The following is a 17,496-nucleotide window of genomic DNA, read 5'->3' on the forward strand; positions in this document are numbered from 1 at the left end:
CGGCTCGCCAGTCACTCCGCTGTGGCGCAGAACTGGCCTTCCAGGAATGAAAAAAAATGAAGCATTACTCGCGGTTAACCTTCGCTATTTTGATCGAACTGGGGCTCAGCGCCTCACTGCTTTCCGGCAGCGCCTGGGCAGCAGAGACTTCCAGCAAGACGACTTCCAGCAACGCCTCTTCTCCCGACGCCAGCGCAATGGACGGTGGCACCTTAATGGTGACGGCCCAGCAGCAGACGCTGCAGGCACCGGGGGTTTCCACCATCACCGCCGATGAGATCAAAAAGCATCCGCCGGCGCGCGATGTCTCAGAAATTATCCGTACCATGCCGGGGGTTAACCTGACCGGTAACTCGACCAGCGGCCAGCGCGGCAACAACCGTCAGATCGATATTCGCGGCATGGGACCGGAAAATACCCTGATCATGGTGGACGGCATGCCGATTACCAGCCGTAACTCGGTGCGTCTAGGCTGGCGCGGTGAGCGTGATACGCGCGGCGATACTAACTGGGTGCCGCCGGAGATGATTGATCACATCGACGTGATTCGCGGGCCGGCCGCGGTGCGCTACGGTAACGGCGCGGCGGGCGGTGTAGTGAACATCATCACCAAAAAGTACAGCGATCAGCAGTGGCACGGTTCGTGGAATACCTACTTCAACGCGCCGGAACACAAATCGGAAGGGGCGACCAAACGCACCAACTTCAGCCTTGAAGGGCCGCTGGGCGACGACTTCAACTTCCGGCTGTATGGCGGCTTAGCCAAAACCCAGGCCGACGCGTACGACATCAATGAAGGGCACGCGGCAGCGCGCACCGGCAGCTATGCCGGCAGCTACCCGGCAGGCCGCGAAGGTTCGGTTAACAAAGATATCAATGCGTTGCTGAGCTGGGCGTTTGCCCCCATGCAGACGCTGGAGCTGCAGGCCGGTTACAGTCGTCAGGGCAACCTGTACGCGGGCGATACGCAGAACACTAACACTAACGCGCTGGTGAAAAGCCTGTACGGCGATGAAACCAACCGTCTTTATCGCCAGAATATTTCACTGAAATGGACCGGCGCGTGGGACAACGGCATCAGCACCAGCAGCTGGGCGCGCTACGAGAAAACCCGCAATACGCGCATTAATGAAGGTCTGGCGGGCGGCACGGAAGGGATCTTCTCCAACAGCGGGTTCAATACCATCCAGCTGGACGATGTGCTGCTGCACAGTGAAATCAGCCTGCCGTTTGAGCTGGGCGTCAATCAGACCGCAACGCTGGGCACCGAGTGGAACCAGCAGCGCATGAAAGATCCTTCGTCGACCACCCAGGCCGCCAGCAATGGCGCTGTGCCAGGCATCGCCAGCACCGGCCGCAGTCCTTATGCCCAGGCGGAGATTTTCTCCCTGTTTGCCGAAGACAACATGGAGCTGACCGACAGCACCATGCTGACGCCGGCGCTGCGCTTCGATCATCACTCCATCGTTGGCAACAACTGGAGCCCATCGCTTAATCTGTCACAGGGGCTGGGCGATGACTTCACGCTGAAGATGGGGATTGGCCGGGCCTACAAAGCGCCGAGTCTGTACCAGACGAACCCGAACTACCTGCTGTACAGCAACGGCCAGGGCTGCGCCGCCAGCACCGGCGCCTGCTATTTGCAGGGTAATCCGAATCTGAAAGCGGAAAACAGCATCAATAAAGAAGTTGGGCTGGAGTGGAAGCATGAAGGTTATCAGGCCGGTCTGACCTGGTTCCGTAACGACTACCGCAACAAGATTGAAGCCGGCTATGCGCCTTCAGGTAAAGCCTCTAACGGCACCACGGATATCTATCGCTGGGAGAACGTGCCGAAAGCGGTGGTGGAAGGGCTGGAAGGTACGGTCAATGTTCCCTTCTCTGACAGCGTGATGTGGAATAACAACTTCACCTACATGCTGCAGAGCAAGAACAAGGAGACCGGCGATCGTCTGTCGATCATTCCGGAGTATACGCTGAACTCGACGCTGAGCTGGCAGGCAACGCAGGATCTGTCGCTGCAAACCACCCTGACGTGGTACGGCACCCAGACGCCGAAGAAGTACGACTACAAAGGACAGCCGGTGACCGGCAGCGCCACCGACAAAGTGAGCCCGTACTCAATTGTCGGCCTGAGCGGTACTTACGATATCAATAAGTACGCCAGCGTGACGCTGGGCATCGATAACCTGTTCGATAAGCGCCACTTCCGTGAGGGCAATGCGCAAACCACCGGTAACGCCACCACCGGCGCTTATCTCTACGGTGCCGGTGCCAATACCTATAACGAATCAGGCCGTACTTACTATATGAGCCTCAACACCCACTTCTGATGGCGTTCAGCCAATCAGTTGCGTTGGCAAACAGCAGCGGGCAATCAGTCCGCTGCTGTCTTCGCGGTTGACCAGTTCCAGTCTGCCACGATGCATCTGCACAATACGCAGCACAATGTTCAGGCCCAGGCCGCTGCCGCCATAGCGTTGATCGCGCCGCCGGAACGCCTGCGTCAGCTCTTCTGCCGCATCGGCATCAATACCCGGCCCCTGATCCCACACTTCAACCCAGACCTGCTGTTGCATCTGACGCAGCTTCACCTGCACGCTGCTGCCTTCCGGACTGTAGCGCGATGCGTTCTCCAGCAAATTGCGCAGCATCAGGCGCAGCAGCACCGCTTCACCCTGCTGCGGCACATCGTCGCCGTCTGGCCAGTGCAGCGTCTGCTGACGCTGGGCATACAGTTCAGCCATCTCCGGCATCAGCGGCTGCATGATGTCACGCTGCCACTGCAGCTGCTGATAGTGGCCGCCCGCCAGCGCCTGACCGGCGCGCGACAGCATCAGCAGCTGTTCGACGGTGTGCATCAACTGGTCGATACGCTCAATCAGCATGGCGCTTTGCGGCACCTGCTGCTGATGCAGAAGCTCGAGATGCAGGCGAAGCCCGGCCAGCGGCGTACGCAGCTCGTGCGCGGCGTCGGCGGTGAATAATCGCTCCTGCTGCAGCGTGTGGTCGAGACGGGAAAACAGTTGATTGATGGAGGAGGTGACCGCAACGATCTCATCCATCTCGGAGTAAATCGGCAGCGGCGTCAGGTTGTCGGCAGAGCGGTGGGCAAGGCTGTCCTGTAGCGATTTGAGCGGACGGATAATCCAGTTGATGGCCCAGAACGACAGCAGTAGCGTCAGGCTTACCATCACCAGCGAAGGCAGCAATAGCGAAGCGATGGCCTCACGGATCTCATTCTCCACGCGATCGTTACGCGCCTGGGCCGACAGGGTTTCGTTGACGAGGAAACTGATCTGTTCGCGGCTTTCGTGCCACAGCCAGATGGCACTCATCACCTGGCAGGTGAGGAGAATCAGCGCCAGCATGATCAGTAACCGCTGACGCATGCTGTTCATTCGCGCAGTTCCAGCCGGTAGCCAACGCCGCGCACGGTTTTGATGCGATCTTTCCCCAGCTTGCGGCGCAGATTATGAATGTGGACTTCTAAAGTGTTGGAGCCGGGATCGTCGTTCCAGCTGTAGAGATCCTGCTGCAGCGTTTCGCGATGCACATTCTGCCCCACGCGCATCAGCAGGCGGGTGAGCAGGGCGAACTCTTTGGGGGTGATCTCCAGCGGCAGATTCTCCAGCAGCACCTGCTGCGAGCTGAGATTGAGCGTCAGATCGCCCTGCTGCAGCAGGTTGTCGCTGTGCCCCTGATAGCGGCGGATCAGCGCGCGCACCCGCGCCTGCAGTTCTGCCAGCGCAAACGGCTTGACCAGGTAATCATCGGCACCGGCGTCCAGCCCGTCGACGCGATCCTCCAGCGCATCGCGCGCGGTCAGGATCAGCACCGGCACCGCGATGCCGTCGCGCCGCCACTGGCGCAGCAACGTGGCGCCATCGCGATCCGGCAGGCCGAGATCCAGCACGATCAGGCTGTACTGGCTGCTGCGCAGCAGGGCGTTGCTTTCCGCCGCGCTGCCAGCGCAATCCACGGCGTAGCCCTCGCTGCTCAGCGCCTGCGCCAGGCCCGATTGTAATAACGCATCATCTTCAACGATCAACAGTTTCATTAGTTGTTCTTGTTAATGTCGGTATAGAGCCGGCTCTCAAAGCGCACCAGCGGAATCCGCCGCGTTTTCTGGTCTTCCGGCGGTACCGCATAGCCAGAGAGGAACTGGACAAAGGCCACGCGCGCACCGCTCGACGTGGTGATGAACCCAGCCAGATTATAGACGCCCTGCAGCGAACCGGTTTTTGCCGACACTTTGCCATCCAGCCCCGCTTCGTGCAGACCGCCGCGATACTGCAGCGTGCCGTCATAACCCGCCAGCGGCAGCATCGAAATATAATTCAGCGTGGCGTCATTTTTGGCGATGAACTGCAGCACCTGCATCATGGTATCCGGCGCGATCAGGTCGTGACGCGACAGGCCGGAACCATCCACCTGAATACTGTTGCCGAGGTCGACGCCGGCTTTTTCGCGCAGCACACGCCTGACCGCATCCGAACCGGCGCGGAAGGTGCCCGGCACGTTAAAGTAGTGATGGCCAATGGTGCGGAACACGGTATCAGCGATCATGTTGTCTGACTTTTTCAGCATGGTGTGCAGCAGGTTGTGCAGCGGTGCGGACTGCGTCGAGGCCAGCACCGTGCCCGGTGACGTCACCTGCGTCTGGCGCACTAAATGGCCGCTGTAATCAATATCGGCGTCGCGCAGCTGCGCTTTAAGGATCTCGCCGGCCCACGCGGCGCCATCCTGCACGGCAAATGCCAGGGGCAGCGGTTCCGCACGCTGGCGCATACAGCCGGTCAGCGTGTAGCGATTGAGCTCGCCGGGCACCACATCGAGTTCGCAATACTGCCCATCACCGCTGTTGCGTCCGATCGTCCGCACCTGGCTGAACATGTGCGCCGGATAGTAAGAGGCGATGCGCACAAAGGCGTTTTCGCCGGGCGTATTGGCACTGTAGAGCGAAACCGAGAAGCAGTTTTTATCAACAATCGCCGCACCTGGCGGGGCGCTGAAGCACTGTGTCAGATCGTTCCACGGCCAGCCTGGCGCCATATCGTGACTGGCGAACACCGAGGTGTCGATCACCAGATTGCCTTTGATATGGTTGATGCCCTGCTTTTTCAGCGCCGCCACCATATTGCGCAGATCCTGGCGGCTGAGCGTCGGATCGCCGGCAAAACGCGCCACCAGGTCGCCATTTAAGGTGCCATCGCTGACCGCGCCTTTGGTCTCCAGCGTGGTCTGAAAACGGAAGTCCGGGCCCAGCTCCAGCAGTGCCGCCAGCGCGGTGATCACTTTCATGGTGCTGGCCGGCAACGCCATCTGTTTGCCGTGATAGTCGATTATCGGGGTGGATGCGCCCACTTTTTGTACCATCAGCGCCAGGTTTGCGCCGTCTGGCAAATACTGCATGTATTCTTCAACGGGTGCTGCTTGTGCCTGCAGCATAAACGCACAGGTTAATCCGGTAACAAGTCGTGAAAATCGCATAATCTCGCGGTAACTGACGGGTGAAGGCGTCAATACTATGTCCCCGGACGGTGCAAAGTAAACAATGACCCACAGGGAACTCTGGGGTAAAATACGTATCAAAATGCAAAACCGATACCTGACCCGGAAAGCTTTCCGGGTCAGGATTCTTTTGCTTGTGAAAAGAGGTTACGCGCCGCAGAAGCCGGTCTTCTGCTGTCACCGGTCAGGATGACGCCGTTAACCAGGATAGATGACGAGGAGCCAAAATGAATCAGATTCCGATGACGTTGAAAGGCGCTGAGAAGCTGCGTGAAGAGCTGAACGAACTGAAAACCGTTAAGCGTCCGCGCATCATCGCCTCTATCGCCGAAGCCCGTGAGCACGGCGATCTGAAAGAGAATGCCGAATACCACGCTGCGCGCGAAGAACAGGGGTTCTGCGAAGGGCGTATTCAGGAGATCGAAGCCAAGCTCTCCAATGCACAGGTGATTGACGTGACCGCCATGCCGAAAACCGGCCGCGTGATTTTTGGCGCCACCGTCACCGTGCTGAATGTTGATACCGATGAAGAGTTTACTTACCGGATTGTCGGTGACGACGAAGCGGACTTTAAACAGAACCTGATTTCCGTGAATTCGCCGATGGCGCGCGGTCTGGTGGGCAAAGAGGCCGATGACGTGGCTATTGTCAAAACCCCAGGCGGCGATGTGGAATATGAAGTGCTGAAAGTGGAATACATCTAAGATATTGCTACGCTTTGAAATGCGCAGCTGCATATTGTAAAGAAAGGAAAAAGGCCGCGCTGCGGCCTTTTATCCCATGCAGGAGCATGGCACTTTCTCTGCCCGTCGGACGAGCCGTAACGGTACGCTTAACGTGGCAGAGTAATTTTGCGCTCTTTGGCAGGGCGATACAGCACCAGCACGTTGCCGATGACCTGAACGTTGTTTGCCTTAGTTTCACGCACGATAGCGTCCACGATCAGCTGCTTGGTTTCACGATCTTCCGAGGCAATTTTTACCTTGATCAATTCGTGATGTTCGAGCGCCTGTTCGATCTCGGCGAGCACGCCTTCAGTCAGGCCATTGCCGCCCAGCATGACCACTGGCTTCAGTGGATGGGCAAGGCCTTTCAGGTGCTGTTTTTGTTTGGTACTCAGATTCATCGTATTTTTTGCTTACTCAGGGATTGAAAACGGTTCATTCTACCGCCATCTCGGGTATATCGCCAAATCAACGCGACCTATTGCGTGCTGATTTATCGCTACGATGACGATTTAACTGGAAATATTATGACGGGTAAAAAGCGTTCGGCCAGTTCCAGTCGCTGGCTTCAGGAACACTTTAGCGATAAATATGTGCAACAGGCACAGAAAAAAGGGTTGCGCTCGCGCGCCTGGTTTAAACTGGATGAAATTCAGCAGGGTGACAAGCTGTTCAAACCCGGTATGACCGTGGTTGACCTGGGCGCTGCGCCCGGCGGCTGGTCGCAATATGTGGTACAACAGATTGGTTCGGGTGGCCGTATTATTGCCTGCGATCTGCTGCCGATGGATCCCATCGTTGGCGTTGACTTCCTGCAGGGCGATTTTCGCGACGAAGCGGTGTTGAAAGCGTTACTGGAGCGCGTGGGCGACCAGAAAGTGCAGGTGGTGATGTCGGACATGGCGCCGAATATGAGCGGTACGCCTGCGGTCGATATCCCGCGTTCCATGTATTTAGTTGAACTGGCGTTAGAAATGTGTCGGGATGTACTGGCACCTGGCGGCAGTTTTGTAGTGAAAGTGTTTCAGGGAGATGGCTTCGATGAATACCTGCGGGAAATTCGCTCCCTGTTTACGAAAGTGAAAATTCGTAAGCCGGACGCTTCGCGATCACGTTCGCGCGAAGTGTACATTGTGGCGACAGGGCGCAAACTGTAGCCCTCCATACTGGAATCAAAGCAAGGCGAAACGGCGTTTATTCTGATGCGTAATTCTGAGTTTCAGGCTAAACAGGCAAAATCATCAGCGCCGCGATTCCAGGTATGAAGGATATATAGTACCCTACGCTGTCTGTTAACACCGTTGTAATATGAGGTTAATCCCTTGAGTGACATGGCGAAAAACCTGATTCTCTGGTTAGTCATCGCGGTCGTGCTGATGTCAGTATTCCAGAGCTTTGGGCCCAGCGAGTCGAATGGCCGTAGGGTTGATTATTCAACCTTCCTGTCGGAAGTGAACCAGGATCAGGTCCGCGAGGCACGTATTAACGGGCGTGAGATCAACGTAACCAAAAAAGACAGTAATAAATACACGACCTACATTCCTGTCAACGATCCCAAGTTACTCGATAACCTGTTGACCAAAAACGTCAAAGTTGTGGGTGAACCACCGGAAGAGCCGAGCCTGCTGGCTTCCATCTTCATCTCCTGGTTCCCGATGCTGCTACTGATTGGCGTGTGGATCTTCTTTATGCGGCAGATGCAGGGCGGCGGCGGCAAGGGCGCGATGTCCTTCGGCAAGAGCAAAGCCCGTATGCTGACCGAAGACCAGATCAAAACCACCTTTGCTGACGTTGCGGGTTGCGACGAAGCAAAAGAAGAGGTGGGTGAGCTGGTGGAATACCTGCGTGAGCCGAGCCGCTTCCAGAAGCTGGGCGGTAAAATTCCGAAAGGCGTGCTGATGGTGGGCCCTCCGGGTACCGGTAAAACGCTGCTGGCGAAAGCGATTGCCGGCGAAGCGAAAGTACCGTTCTTCACGATTTCCGGTTCTGACTTCGTAGAAATGTTCGTCGGTGTCGGTGCATCTCGTGTGCGCGACATGTTCGAGCAGGCGAAGAAAGCGGCACCTTGCATCATCTTTATCGATGAGATCGATGCGGTGGGTCGTCAGCGTGGCGCCGGTTTAGGCGGTGGTCACGACGAACGTGAGCAGACGCTGAACCAGATGCTTGTTGAGATGGATGGCTTCGAAGGCAATGAAGGCATCATCGTCATCGCCGCGACTAACCGTCCGGACGTACTGGACCCGGCGCTGCTGCGTCCAGGCCGTTTTGACCGCCAGGTGGTGGTAGGTCTGCCAGACGTGCGCGGCCGTGAACAGATTCTGAAAGTGCATATGCGTCGCGTGCCGCTGGCAACCGACATTGATGCCGCGATTATCGCACGTGGTACGCCGGGCTTCTCCGGTGCGGACCTGGCGAACCTGGTCAACGAAGCGGCGCTGTTCGCTGCGCGTGGCAACAAGCGCGTGGTGTCGATGGTCGAGTTCGAGAAAGCGAAAGACAAAATCATGATGGGTGCGGAACGTCGCTCCATGGTGATGACGGAAGCGCAGAAAGAATCCACCGCGTATCACGAAGCGGGCCATGCGATTATTGGTCGCCTGGTGCCGGAACACGATCCGGTGCATAAAGTGACGATTATCCCGCGCGGCCGTGCGCTGGGTGTGACCTTCTTCCTGCCTGAAGGCGACGCGATCAGCGCCAGCCGTCAGAAGCTGGAGAGCCAGATTTCAACGCTGTACGGCGGTCGTCTGGCAGAAGAGATCATCTACGGGGCGGAACACGTTTCTACCGGTGCTTCAAACGACATCAAAGTGGCGACCAACCTGGCGCGCAACATGGTGACGCAGTGGGGCTTCTCGGAAAAACTCGGTCCGCTGCTGTATGCGGAAGAGGACGGTGAAGTGTTCCTCGGCCGTTCAGTGGCGAAAGCCAAACACATGTCGGACGAAACGGCACGCATCATCGACCAGGAAGTTAAACACCTGATCGACAGCAACTACCAGCGTGCACGCCGTATTCTGGGTGAGAACATGGACATCCTTCACGCGATGAAAGACGCGCTGATGAAGTATGAAACCATCGACGCACCGCAGATCGACGACCTGATGGCGCGCCGCGAAGTGCGTCCGCCAGCAGGCTGGGAAGATCCAGGCAGCAACAACTCTGACAGCAACGGTACGCCAAAGGCACCACGTCCGGTTGATGAACCGCGTACGCCAAACCCAGGCAACACCATGTCAGAACAGTTCGACAAGTAACAGGCCTGTTCCTAAGCAAAAACCCCGGCTGGTCCGGGGTTTTTTACATTCCACAATCCAGTGATTCCTCAGGGAGATTTTCGCCATGAAGTTGTACGCCCGTGATACCCATCTCGATCTGTCGTTTCCCCATGTGATGGGAATTTTAAATGTCACGCCGGACTCCTTTTCTGATGGCGGAACGCACAACACGCTGGTCGACGCGCTCACGCACACCAACGAGATGGTGAATGCCGGTGCCACGATTATCGATGTGGGCGGCGAATCAACCCGTCCCGGTGCTGATGAAGTCCCGGTTGAAGAGGAACTGGCGCGGGTGATTCCGGTGGTGGAAGCCATTGCGCAGCGCTTTGAAGTGTGGATTTCAGTTGATACGTCAAAAGCAGAAGTGATCCGCGAAGCCGCGCGAGTGGGCGCTCACATCATTAACGATATCCGCTCGCTGTCCGAGCCGGGTGCGTTACAGGCCGCCGCAGATACTGGTCTGCCGGTATGCCTGATGCACATGCAGGGCGAACCGCGCACCATGCAGCAGGCACCGGAATATCAGCATATCGTAAGCGAAGTGGACGCTTACTTCGCTGCGCAGATTGCCCGCTGTGAAGCGGCCGGCATCAAAAAAGAGCGTCTGCTGCTCGACCCGGGCTTCGGTTTCGGTAAGAATCTCAGCCACAATTATGAGCTGCTGGCGCATCTCAGTGATTTTCACCATCACGGTCTGCCGCTGCTGGTGGGCATGTCGCGTAAGTCGATGATTGGCCAGCTGTTAAACGTCGGTCCGGCACAGCGTCTGACCGGCAGCCTGAGCTGCGCGGTGATCGCCGCCATGCAGGGCGCGCAGATTATTCGCGTGCATGACGTTAAAGAAACTGTCGAAGCGATGCGCATCGTCGAGGCGACACGGAGAGCAAAAGGATAAAGGCATGAGCGATCGTAAATATTTCGGTACGGATGGGATTCGCGGCAAAGTGGGTGAAGCGCCCATTACCCCGGACTTTGTGTTGAAGCTGGGTTTTGCTGCCGGCAAAGTGCTGGCCCGTTCCGGCTCGCGCAAGGTATTGATTGGTAAAGATACACGTATTTCCGGCTACATGCTGGAATCGGCGCTGGAAGCCGGTCTGGCGGCTGCCGGGCTGTCTGCCGCGTTCACCGGCCCGATGCCCACGCCGGCCATTGCCTACCTGACGCGCACTTTCCGCGCCGAGGCGGGCATCGTGATCTCCGCGTCGCACAACCCGTTTGACGACAACGGCATCAAATTCTTCTCTGCCGAAGGCACCAAACTGCCGGACGACGTCGAAGCCGCCATTGAGCTGGAGCTGGAGAAGCCGCTGACCTGCGTCGAGTCCGCTGAGCTGGGCCGCGCCAGCCGTATCGTCGATGCCGCCGGGCGTTACATTGAGTTCTGCAAAGGCACTTTTCCCAGCGAGCTGAGCCTGAACGGGCTGAAGATCGTGGTGGACTGTGCCAACGGCGCGACCTATCACATTGCGCCGAATGTGCTGCGTGAACTGGGTGCGAAGGTGATTGCGATTGGCGTGCAGCCGGACGGCATGAACATCAACAAAGAGTGCGGCGCTACCGATTTGCGTCAGCTGCAGCAGCGCGTGCTGGATGAAAAAGCCGATCTCGGCCTGGCCTATGACGGCGACGGCGACCGCATCATGATGGTGGATCACCTTGGACAGAAGGTGGATGGCGACCAGATTCTCTACATCATTGCGCGTGAAGCGCTGCGTCAGGGCCAGCTGCGTGGCGGCGTGGTCGGCACGCTGATGAGCAACATGGGGCTGGAGCTGGCGCTGAAACAGCTGGGGATTCCGTTTACCCGCGCCAAAGTGGGCGACCGCTATGTGCTGGAAAAAATGCAGGAGAAGGGCTGGCGCATGGGCGCGGAGAACTCCGGCCACGTGATTCTGCTGGATAAAATCAGCACCGGTGACGGCATTGTAGCAAGTTTGCAAGTACTCACTGCGATTGTGCGCAACCACATGAGTCTGCACGATCTGTGCAGCGGCATGAAGATGCTGCCACAGGTGCTGGTGAATGTGCGTTTCAGCGGCAGCCACGATCCGCTGGAGAGCGACAGCGTCAAAGCGGCTGCCGCAGAAGTGGAAAAAACGCTGGCCGGGCGCGGGCGTGTGCTGTTGCGTAAATCCGGCACCGAGCCGCTGATTCGCGTGATGGTGGAAGGCGAGGATGAGGCGCAGGTGACCGAACTGGCGCACAAAATTGCCGATGCGGTAAAAGCGGTTTAACCGCGTTACGGGCGGTCAGTTTGCTGCTTTCCGCCTGTAAAATCACCGGGATGGCGCTTTTTTCCGCAATCGCAAAACTTCGTGTAAATTGCGCTTGCAGAGGTATGCGCCTTTGGTTAGTATTCACACCCGCTTCTGATGGGTGATGACGAGACTCCCCGTCAATATTGGTTGAAGCTTTAACTGTGCGGATAACGCGCAAGGAAACAGGTTGATTATGTACGAAGCTCTGTTGGTTGTTTTCCTTATTGTAGCGATTGGCCTCGTTGGCCTGATCATGCTGCAGCAAGGCAAAGGCGCTGATATGGGAGCCTCATTCGGTGCAGGCGCTTCTGGTACGCTGTTCGGTTCAACCGGGTCTGGTAACTTCATGACTCGCATGACCGCGGTACTGGCTACGCTGTTCTTCATCATCAGTCTGATTCTGGGCAACCTGAACAGTAACAAGACTTCCAAAGGAAGCGAGTGGGAAAACCTCAGCGCGCCGGCTCAGTCTCAACAGCAGACTCAGCCAGCTAAACCGGCCACGCCGGGCAATGATATCCCGCAGTAAGATCGTCAGCGCTAAAGCGACATCGTATCGTCGCAGTCAGTGAAGTGCCGAGGTGGTGGAATTGGTAGACACGCTACCTTGAGGTGGTAGTGCCCGATTGGGCTTACGGGTTCAAGTCCCGTCCTCGGTACCAAATCTCAGTATAACTTGCATTTTTCGCAAGATCGGCGTAATATTCGCCACGTTTTCGGACGCGGGGTGGAGCAGCCTGGTAGCTCGTCGGGCTCATAACCCGAAGGTCGTCGGTTCAAATCCGGCCCCCGCAACCACTTTCCCTTAGAGTTCTTTTTCAAATATACTGTATGCATCGACGGACGCATCCGCAGTCAGTTTTGAAAAAAATTCTGCTGGATGGTGTGCCGAAGCCGCATCGCGGCATACAGGGTCCAGTCACAAAAAGCCCCGAATTTTCGGGGTTTTTTGTTATCAGGAAATCGTAACACTGGGCTTTAGGCCCTTTTTTTATGTCTTGGGGGTGGGCTTGTCCACATTAGAGCAAAAGTTGACAGAGTTGATCTCTGCTCCGGTAGAAGCGCTTGGCTACGAATTGGTCGGTATCGAGTTCATTCGTGGTCGCACATCAACCTTGCGCATCTATATTGATAGTGAAGAGGGTATCAATGTTGATGATTGCGCCGATGTTAGCCACCAGGTCAGCGCTGTAATGGATGTGGAAGATCCTATTACGGTGGCTTACAACCTTGAAGTTTCCTCACCGGGTCTCGATCGCCCTCTGTTCACCGCGGAGCACTATGCGCGTTTCGCCGGCGAAGAGGTGAGCCTGGTACTGCGTATGGCCGTGCAGAACCGCCGTAAATGGCAGGGCATCATCAAGTCTGTCGAAGGCGAGATGATCACGGTAACCGTTGAGGGTAACGATGAAGTGTTCGCGCTGAGCAACATTCAGAAAGCGAACCTGGTCCCCCACTTTTAAAAGTCCGGATTGAGGCTAACCAGGATGAACAAAGAGATCTTAGCTGTAGTAGAAGCCGTTTCTAACGAAAAAGCCCTGCCGCGTGAGAAAATCTTCGAAGCGCTGGAGAGCGCTTTGGCCACTGCGACCAAGAAGAAGTATGAGCAGGAAATCGACGTGCGCGTCAGCATTGACCGTCGCAGCGGCGATTTCGACACCTTCCGTCGCTGGGTGGTTGTAGAAGAAGTCACGCAGCCAACGCGCGAGATCACGCTGGAAGCAGCACGCTTTGAAGATGAAGCCTTCAATCTGGGCGATTATGTTGAAGATCAGATCGAATCTGTCACCTTCGACCGTATCACCACGCAGACCGCGAAACAGGTTATCGTCCAGAAAGTGCGTGAAGCCGAGCGCGCGATGGTGGTCGATCAGTTCCGCGAGCAGGAAGGCGAAATCATCACCGGCGTGGTGAAGAAAGTGAATCGCGACAACATTTCACTGGATCTCGGCAACAACGCCGAAGCGGTGATTGTGCGTGAAGACATGCTGCCGCGTGAAAACTTCCGCCCGGGTGACCGTATTCGCGGCGTGCTGTATGCCGTGCGTCCGGAAGCGCGTGGTGCGCAACTGTTCGTTACCCGCTCCAAACCGGAGATGCTGATCGAACTGTTCCGCATTGAAGTGCCGGAGATTGGCGAAGAAGTTATCGAGATCAAAGCGGCAGCGCGCGATCCGGGTTCACGCGCCAAAATTGCGGTAAAAACTAACGACAAACGTATCGATCCGGTCGGTGCCTGCGTCGGTATGCGCGGTGCGCGCGTGCAGGCGGTGTCCAGCGAGCTGGGCGGCGAGCGTATTGATATCGTGCTGTGGGACGACAACCCGGCACAGTTCGTGATTAACGCCATGGCACCTGCCGATGTGGCGTCAATTGTGGTGGATGAAGACAATCACACCATGGATATCGCTGTTGAAGCCGGCAATCTGGCTCAGGCGATTGGCCGTAATGGCCAAAACGTGCGTCTGGCATCCCAGCTGAGCGGCTGGGAGCTGAACGTGATGACCGTCGATGATCTGCAGGCGAAGCATCAGGCCGAAGCCCATGCAGCGATCGATATGTTCACTAAACATCTCGACATCGACGAAGAGTTCGCCACCGTACTGGTGGAAGAGGGCTTCTCTTCGCTGGAAGAATTGGCTTACGTGCCAATCAACGAGCTGCTGGAAATCGACGGCCTCGACGAAGAGACCATTGAAGCCCTGCGTGAACGAGCAAAAAATGCGTTAACCACCCTGGCATTAGCGAAAGAAGAGAGCCTTGGTAATCAGGAACCTGCTGAGGACCTGCTGAATCTTGAAGGCCTGGATCGTGCGCTGGCGTATCGCCTGGCGTCAAAAGGCGTTTGCACGCTGGAAGATCTCGCTGAGCAAGGTGTTGACGATCTGACAGATATTGAAGGGCTGGATGATGAGAAAGCCGGTGCGCTGATTATGGCTGCACGTAATATCTGCTGGTTCGGCGATGACGCGTAATAACAGGAAGGAACAGCATGACAGATGTAACCGTAAAATCGCTGGCCGCCGAAATTCAGACTCCGGTCGATCGCCTGGTACAGCAATTTGCTGATGCAGGGATCCGTAAGTCTGAAAACGACGCCGTATCCCAGCAAGAGAAAGAGACCTTACTGTCCCACCTGAATCGTGAGCACGGTCAGACCGGTTCAGGCAAACTGACGTTGCAGCGCAAAACGCGCAGCACCTTGAATATTCCAGGCACCGGGGGTAAAAGTAAGTCGGTGCAAATCGAAGTCCGCAAAAAGCGCACATACGTGAAAGGTGATGCCGACGCTGAGCAAGCTCAGGCGGAAGCAGAAGCCGAGGCGCAGCGTGAAGCGGAAGAGCAGGCGCGTCGCGAGGCTGAAGAACAAGCCCGTCGCGAAGCTGAACAAAAAGCGCAACGTGAAGCCGAAGAGAAAGCCAAGCGCGAAGCCGCTGACAAGGCTAAGCGTGAAGCAGCGGAAAATGAGAAAGTGACTAATCAACCTACCGACGAAATGACCAAGGCTGCGCAATCTGACAAAGCCCGTCGTGAAGCTGAAGCCGCCGAACTGAAGCGTAAAGCGGAAGAAGAAGCGCGCCGTAAGCTGGAAGAGAATGCGCGCCGCGCGGCGGAAGAAGCCCGTCGTCTGGCCGAAGAGAAAGCCGCTGAATGGGAAAAACCAGAGGAAGAAGATAAGGGCGACTACCACGTCACCACTTCAACTCATGCCCGTCAGGCAGAAGACGAAAACGATCGCGAAGTCGAAGGCGGGCGTGGTCGCACCCGCACCACCAAGGCAGCGCGTCCGGCCAAAAAAGGCAACAAGCACTCTGAAGCCAAAACTGACCGTGAAGAAGCGCGTGCTCAGGTACGCGGCGGTAAAGGTGGCAAACATCGTAAACCAAGCACGCTGCAGCAGGGCTTCAACAAACCTGCTCAGGCGGTGAACCGTGACGTCATCATTGGCGAAACCATCACCGTTGCCGAACTGGCCAACAAAATGGCGGTGAAAGGCTCGCTGGTTATTAAAGCGATGATGAAGATGGGTGCCATGGCGACCATCAACCAGGTTATCGACCAGGAAACCGCCCAGCTGGTGGCCGAAGAGATGGGTCACAAAGTGATCCTGCGCCGCGAGAACGAGCTGGAAGAAGCGGTAATGGACGATCGTGATACCGATGCTGCGCAGGAAAGCCGTGCGCCGGTCGTGACCATCATGGGTCACGTTGACCACGGTAAAACCTCGCTGCTGGACTACATCCGCTCCACCAAAGTCGCCTCCGGCGAAGCGGGCGGGATTACCCAGCACATCGGTGCGTATCACGTTGAAACCGATAACGGCATGATCACCTTCCTCGACACCCCGGGCCACGCCGCGTTTACCGCAATGCGTGCACGTGGTGCGCAGGCCACGGATATCGTTATCCTGGTGGTGGCGGCGGATGATGGCGTGATGCCGCAGACCGTCGAAGCTATCCAGCACGCGAAAGCGGCCGGTGTGCCAGTGGTCGTGGCCGTGAACAAGATCGATAAGCCAGAAGCCGATCCGGATCGCGTGAAGAACGAGCTGACCCAGTACGGTATCATTCCGGAAGAGTGGGGCGGCGAGAACATGTTCGTTAACGTCTCGGCGAAAGCCGGTACCGGTATCGACGACCTGCTGAACGCGATTCTGCTGCAGGCGGAAGTACTGGAGCTGACTGCAATTCGTCAGGGTATGGCGAGCGGTGTGGTGATCGAATCGTTCCTCGACAAAGGTCGTGGTCCGGTAGCGACCGTGCTGGTGCGTGAAGGTACGCTGAACAAGGGCGATATCGTACTGTGCGGCTTCGAATACGGCCGTGTGCGTGCGATGCGTGACGAACTGGGTCGCGAAGTGCTGGAAGCGGGTCCATCGATTCCGGTGGAAATCCTCGGTCTGTCCGGTGTGCCGGCAGCGGGTGACGAAGCGACCGTGGTGCGTGACGAGAAGAAAGCGCGTGAAGTGGCACTGTATCGTCAGGGCAAATTCCGCGAAGTCAAACTGGCGCGTCAGCAGAAGTCCAAGCTGGAAAACATGTTTGCCAACATGACCGAAGGCGAAGTGTCCGAGCTGAACATCGTCCTGAAGTCCGACGTACAGGGTTCTGTGGAAGCGATCTCCGACTCGCTGCTGAAACTCTCCACCGACGAAGTGAAGGTGAAGATTATCGGTTCTGGCGTGGGCGGTATCACCGAAACCGACGCCACCCTGGCCGCTGCGTCCAACGCGATCATCCTCGGCTTCAACGTGCGTGCTGATGCCTCTGCGCGTCGCGTGATTGACGCTGAAAACGTTGATCTGCGCTACTACTCCGTCATCTATAACCTGATTGACGAAGTGAAAGCAGCCATGAGCGGCATGCTGGCACCGGAGTTCAAACAGCAGATTATCGGTCTGGCCGAAGTCCGTGACGTGTTCAAGTCACCGAAATTTGGCGCGATTGCTGGCTGTATGGTCACCGAAGGCAACATCAAACGTCACAACCCGATCCGCGTACTGCGCGACAACGTGGTTATCTATGAAGGCGAGCTGGAATCTCTGCGTCGCTTCAAAGATGACGTCAACGAAGTGCGTAACGGCATGGAGTGTGGTATCGGCGTGAAGAACTACAACGACGTTCGCGTTGGCGATATGATCGAAGTGTTCGAAGTGATTGAAGTTAAACGCACCATCGAGTAATTGCTGGTCGATGTGATGCAATTTGGGAGGCC

The 17,496-nt window shown here is 56.8% G+C and carries 14 protein-coding genes and 2 tRNA genes; 12 read left to right on the plus strand and 4 right to left on the minus strand.

Annotated elements, in window-relative coordinates; all coding sequences use genetic code 11:
• The first annotated feature begins 56 nt into the window (after positions 1 to 56).
• On the plus strand, positions 57 to 2,333 hold the full coding sequence (locus C1Y43_RS09170) for a TonB-dependent siderophore receptor (protein ID WP_058770686.1): 2,277 nt from the start codon (positions 57 to 59) through the stop codon (positions 2,331 to 2,333).
• Positions 2,334 to 2,339: 6 nt separating this feature from the next.
• Here C1Y43_RS09170 and pmrB read toward each other — a convergent pair whose 3' ends face one another.
• The 3 genes from pmrB to dacB are packed head-to-tail and all read right to left on the minus strand — an operon-like array spanning position 2,340 to position 5,493.
• Positions 2,340 to 3,401, minus strand: a complete 1,062-nt coding sequence (gene pmrB, locus C1Y43_RS09175; protein WP_104188015.1) for a two-component system sensor histidine kinase PmrB — start codon at positions 3,399 to 3,401, stop codon at positions 2,340 to 2,342.
• Positions 3,398 to 4,060, minus strand: coding sequence for a two-component system response regulator PmrA (pmrA, locus tag C1Y43_RS09180; RefSeq protein ID WP_021507711.1), 663 nt, complete (start codon positions 4,058 to 4,060; stop codon positions 3,398 to 3,400). The genes pmrB and pmrA overlap by 4 nt, the downstream gene beginning before the upstream one ends.
• Entirely contained in the window at positions 4,060 to 5,493 is a 1,434-nt protein-coding gene (gene dacB, locus C1Y43_RS09185; protein ID WP_031279733.1) for a serine-type D-Ala-D-Ala carboxypeptidase, read from the minus strand. Before dacB ends, pmrA begins: the two co-directional genes overlap by 1 nt.
• A gap of 248 nt (positions 5,494 to 5,741) precedes the next feature.
• Between dacB and greA the strand changes: the two genes are divergently transcribed.
• Positions 5,742 to 6,218, plus strand: a complete 477-nt coding sequence (greA, locus tag C1Y43_RS09190; RefSeq protein WP_021507709.1) for a transcription elongation factor GreA — start codon at positions 5,742 to 5,744, stop codon at positions 6,216 to 6,218.
• Positions 6,219 to 6,346: 128 nt separating this feature from the next.
• Here greA and yhbY read toward each other — a convergent pair whose 3' ends face one another.
• Entirely contained in the window at positions 6,347 to 6,640 is a 294-nt protein-coding gene (gene yhbY / locus C1Y43_RS09195; protein WP_010617345.1) for a ribosome assembly RNA-binding protein YhbY, read from the minus strand.
• Between the two features lie 126 nt (positions 6,641 to 6,766).
• Between yhbY and rlmE the strand changes: the two genes are divergently transcribed.
• The 10 genes from rlmE to infB all read left to right on the plus strand — a co-directional run bounded on the left by rlmE (position 6,767) and on the right by infB (position 17,464).
• Positions 6,767 to 7,396: a 23S rRNA (uridine(2552)-2'-O)-methyltransferase RlmE gene (rlmE, locus tag C1Y43_RS09200; protein WP_021507708.1), complete on the plus strand. Its 630-nt coding sequence runs from the start codon at positions 6,767 to 6,769 to the stop codon at positions 7,394 to 7,396.
• Between the two features lie 174 nt (positions 7,397 to 7,570).
• Positions 7,571 to 9,499 (plus strand): ATP-dependent zinc metalloprotease FtsH, encoded by a 1,929-nt coding sequence (gene ftsH, locus C1Y43_RS09205; RefSeq protein WP_021507707.1) that lies wholly within the window; start codon positions 7,571 to 7,573, stop codon positions 9,497 to 9,499.
• 85 nt (positions 9,500 to 9,584) lie between these two features.
• Entirely contained in the window at positions 9,585 to 10,418 is an 834-nt protein-coding gene (folP, locus tag C1Y43_RS09210; RefSeq protein WP_104188017.1) for a dihydropteroate synthase, read from the plus strand.
• 4 nt (positions 10,419 to 10,422) lie between these two features.
• Entirely contained in the window at positions 10,423 to 11,757 is a 1,335-nt protein-coding gene (gene glmM, locus C1Y43_RS09215; protein ID WP_021507705.1) for a phosphoglucosamine mutase, read from the plus strand.
• Positions 11,758 to 11,974: 217 nt separating this feature from the next.
• Positions 11,975 to 12,310, plus strand: a complete 336-nt coding sequence (secG, locus tag C1Y43_RS09220) for a preprotein translocase subunit SecG (protein WP_010617340.1) — start codon at positions 11,975 to 11,977, stop codon at positions 12,308 to 12,310.
• 46 nt (positions 12,311 to 12,356) lie between these two features.
• Positions 12,357 to 12,443: transfer RNA gene (locus C1Y43_RS09225), tRNA-Leu, on the plus strand.
• A 59-nt stretch (positions 12,444 to 12,502) separates the two neighbouring features.
• Positions 12,503 to 12,579, plus strand: a tRNA-Met gene (locus C1Y43_RS09230).
• Positions 12,580 to 12,791: 212 nt separating this feature from the next.
• Positions 12,792 to 13,244, plus strand: a complete 453-nt coding sequence (gene rimP / locus C1Y43_RS09235; protein ID WP_031279732.1) for a ribosome maturation factor RimP — start codon at positions 12,792 to 12,794, stop codon at positions 13,242 to 13,244.
• A gap of 24 nt (positions 13,245 to 13,268) precedes the next feature.
• Entirely contained in the window at positions 13,269 to 14,756 is a 1,488-nt protein-coding gene (gene nusA / locus C1Y43_RS09240; protein ID WP_021507703.1) for a transcription termination factor NusA, read from the plus strand.
• 17 nt (positions 14,757 to 14,773) lie between these two features.
• Positions 14,774 to 17,464, plus strand: coding sequence for a translation initiation factor IF-2 (gene infB, locus C1Y43_RS09245; RefSeq protein WP_021507702.1), 2,691 nt, complete (start codon positions 14,774 to 14,776; stop codon positions 17,462 to 17,464).
• Positions 17,465 to 17,496 lie beyond the last annotated feature (32 nt).

The sequence above is a fragment of the Pantoea sp. ICBG 828 genome, from assembly GCF_002928355.1.
GTDB classification, from domain to species: Bacteria; Pseudomonadota; Gammaproteobacteria; order Enterobacterales; family Enterobacteriaceae; genus Pantoea; species Pantoea dispersa.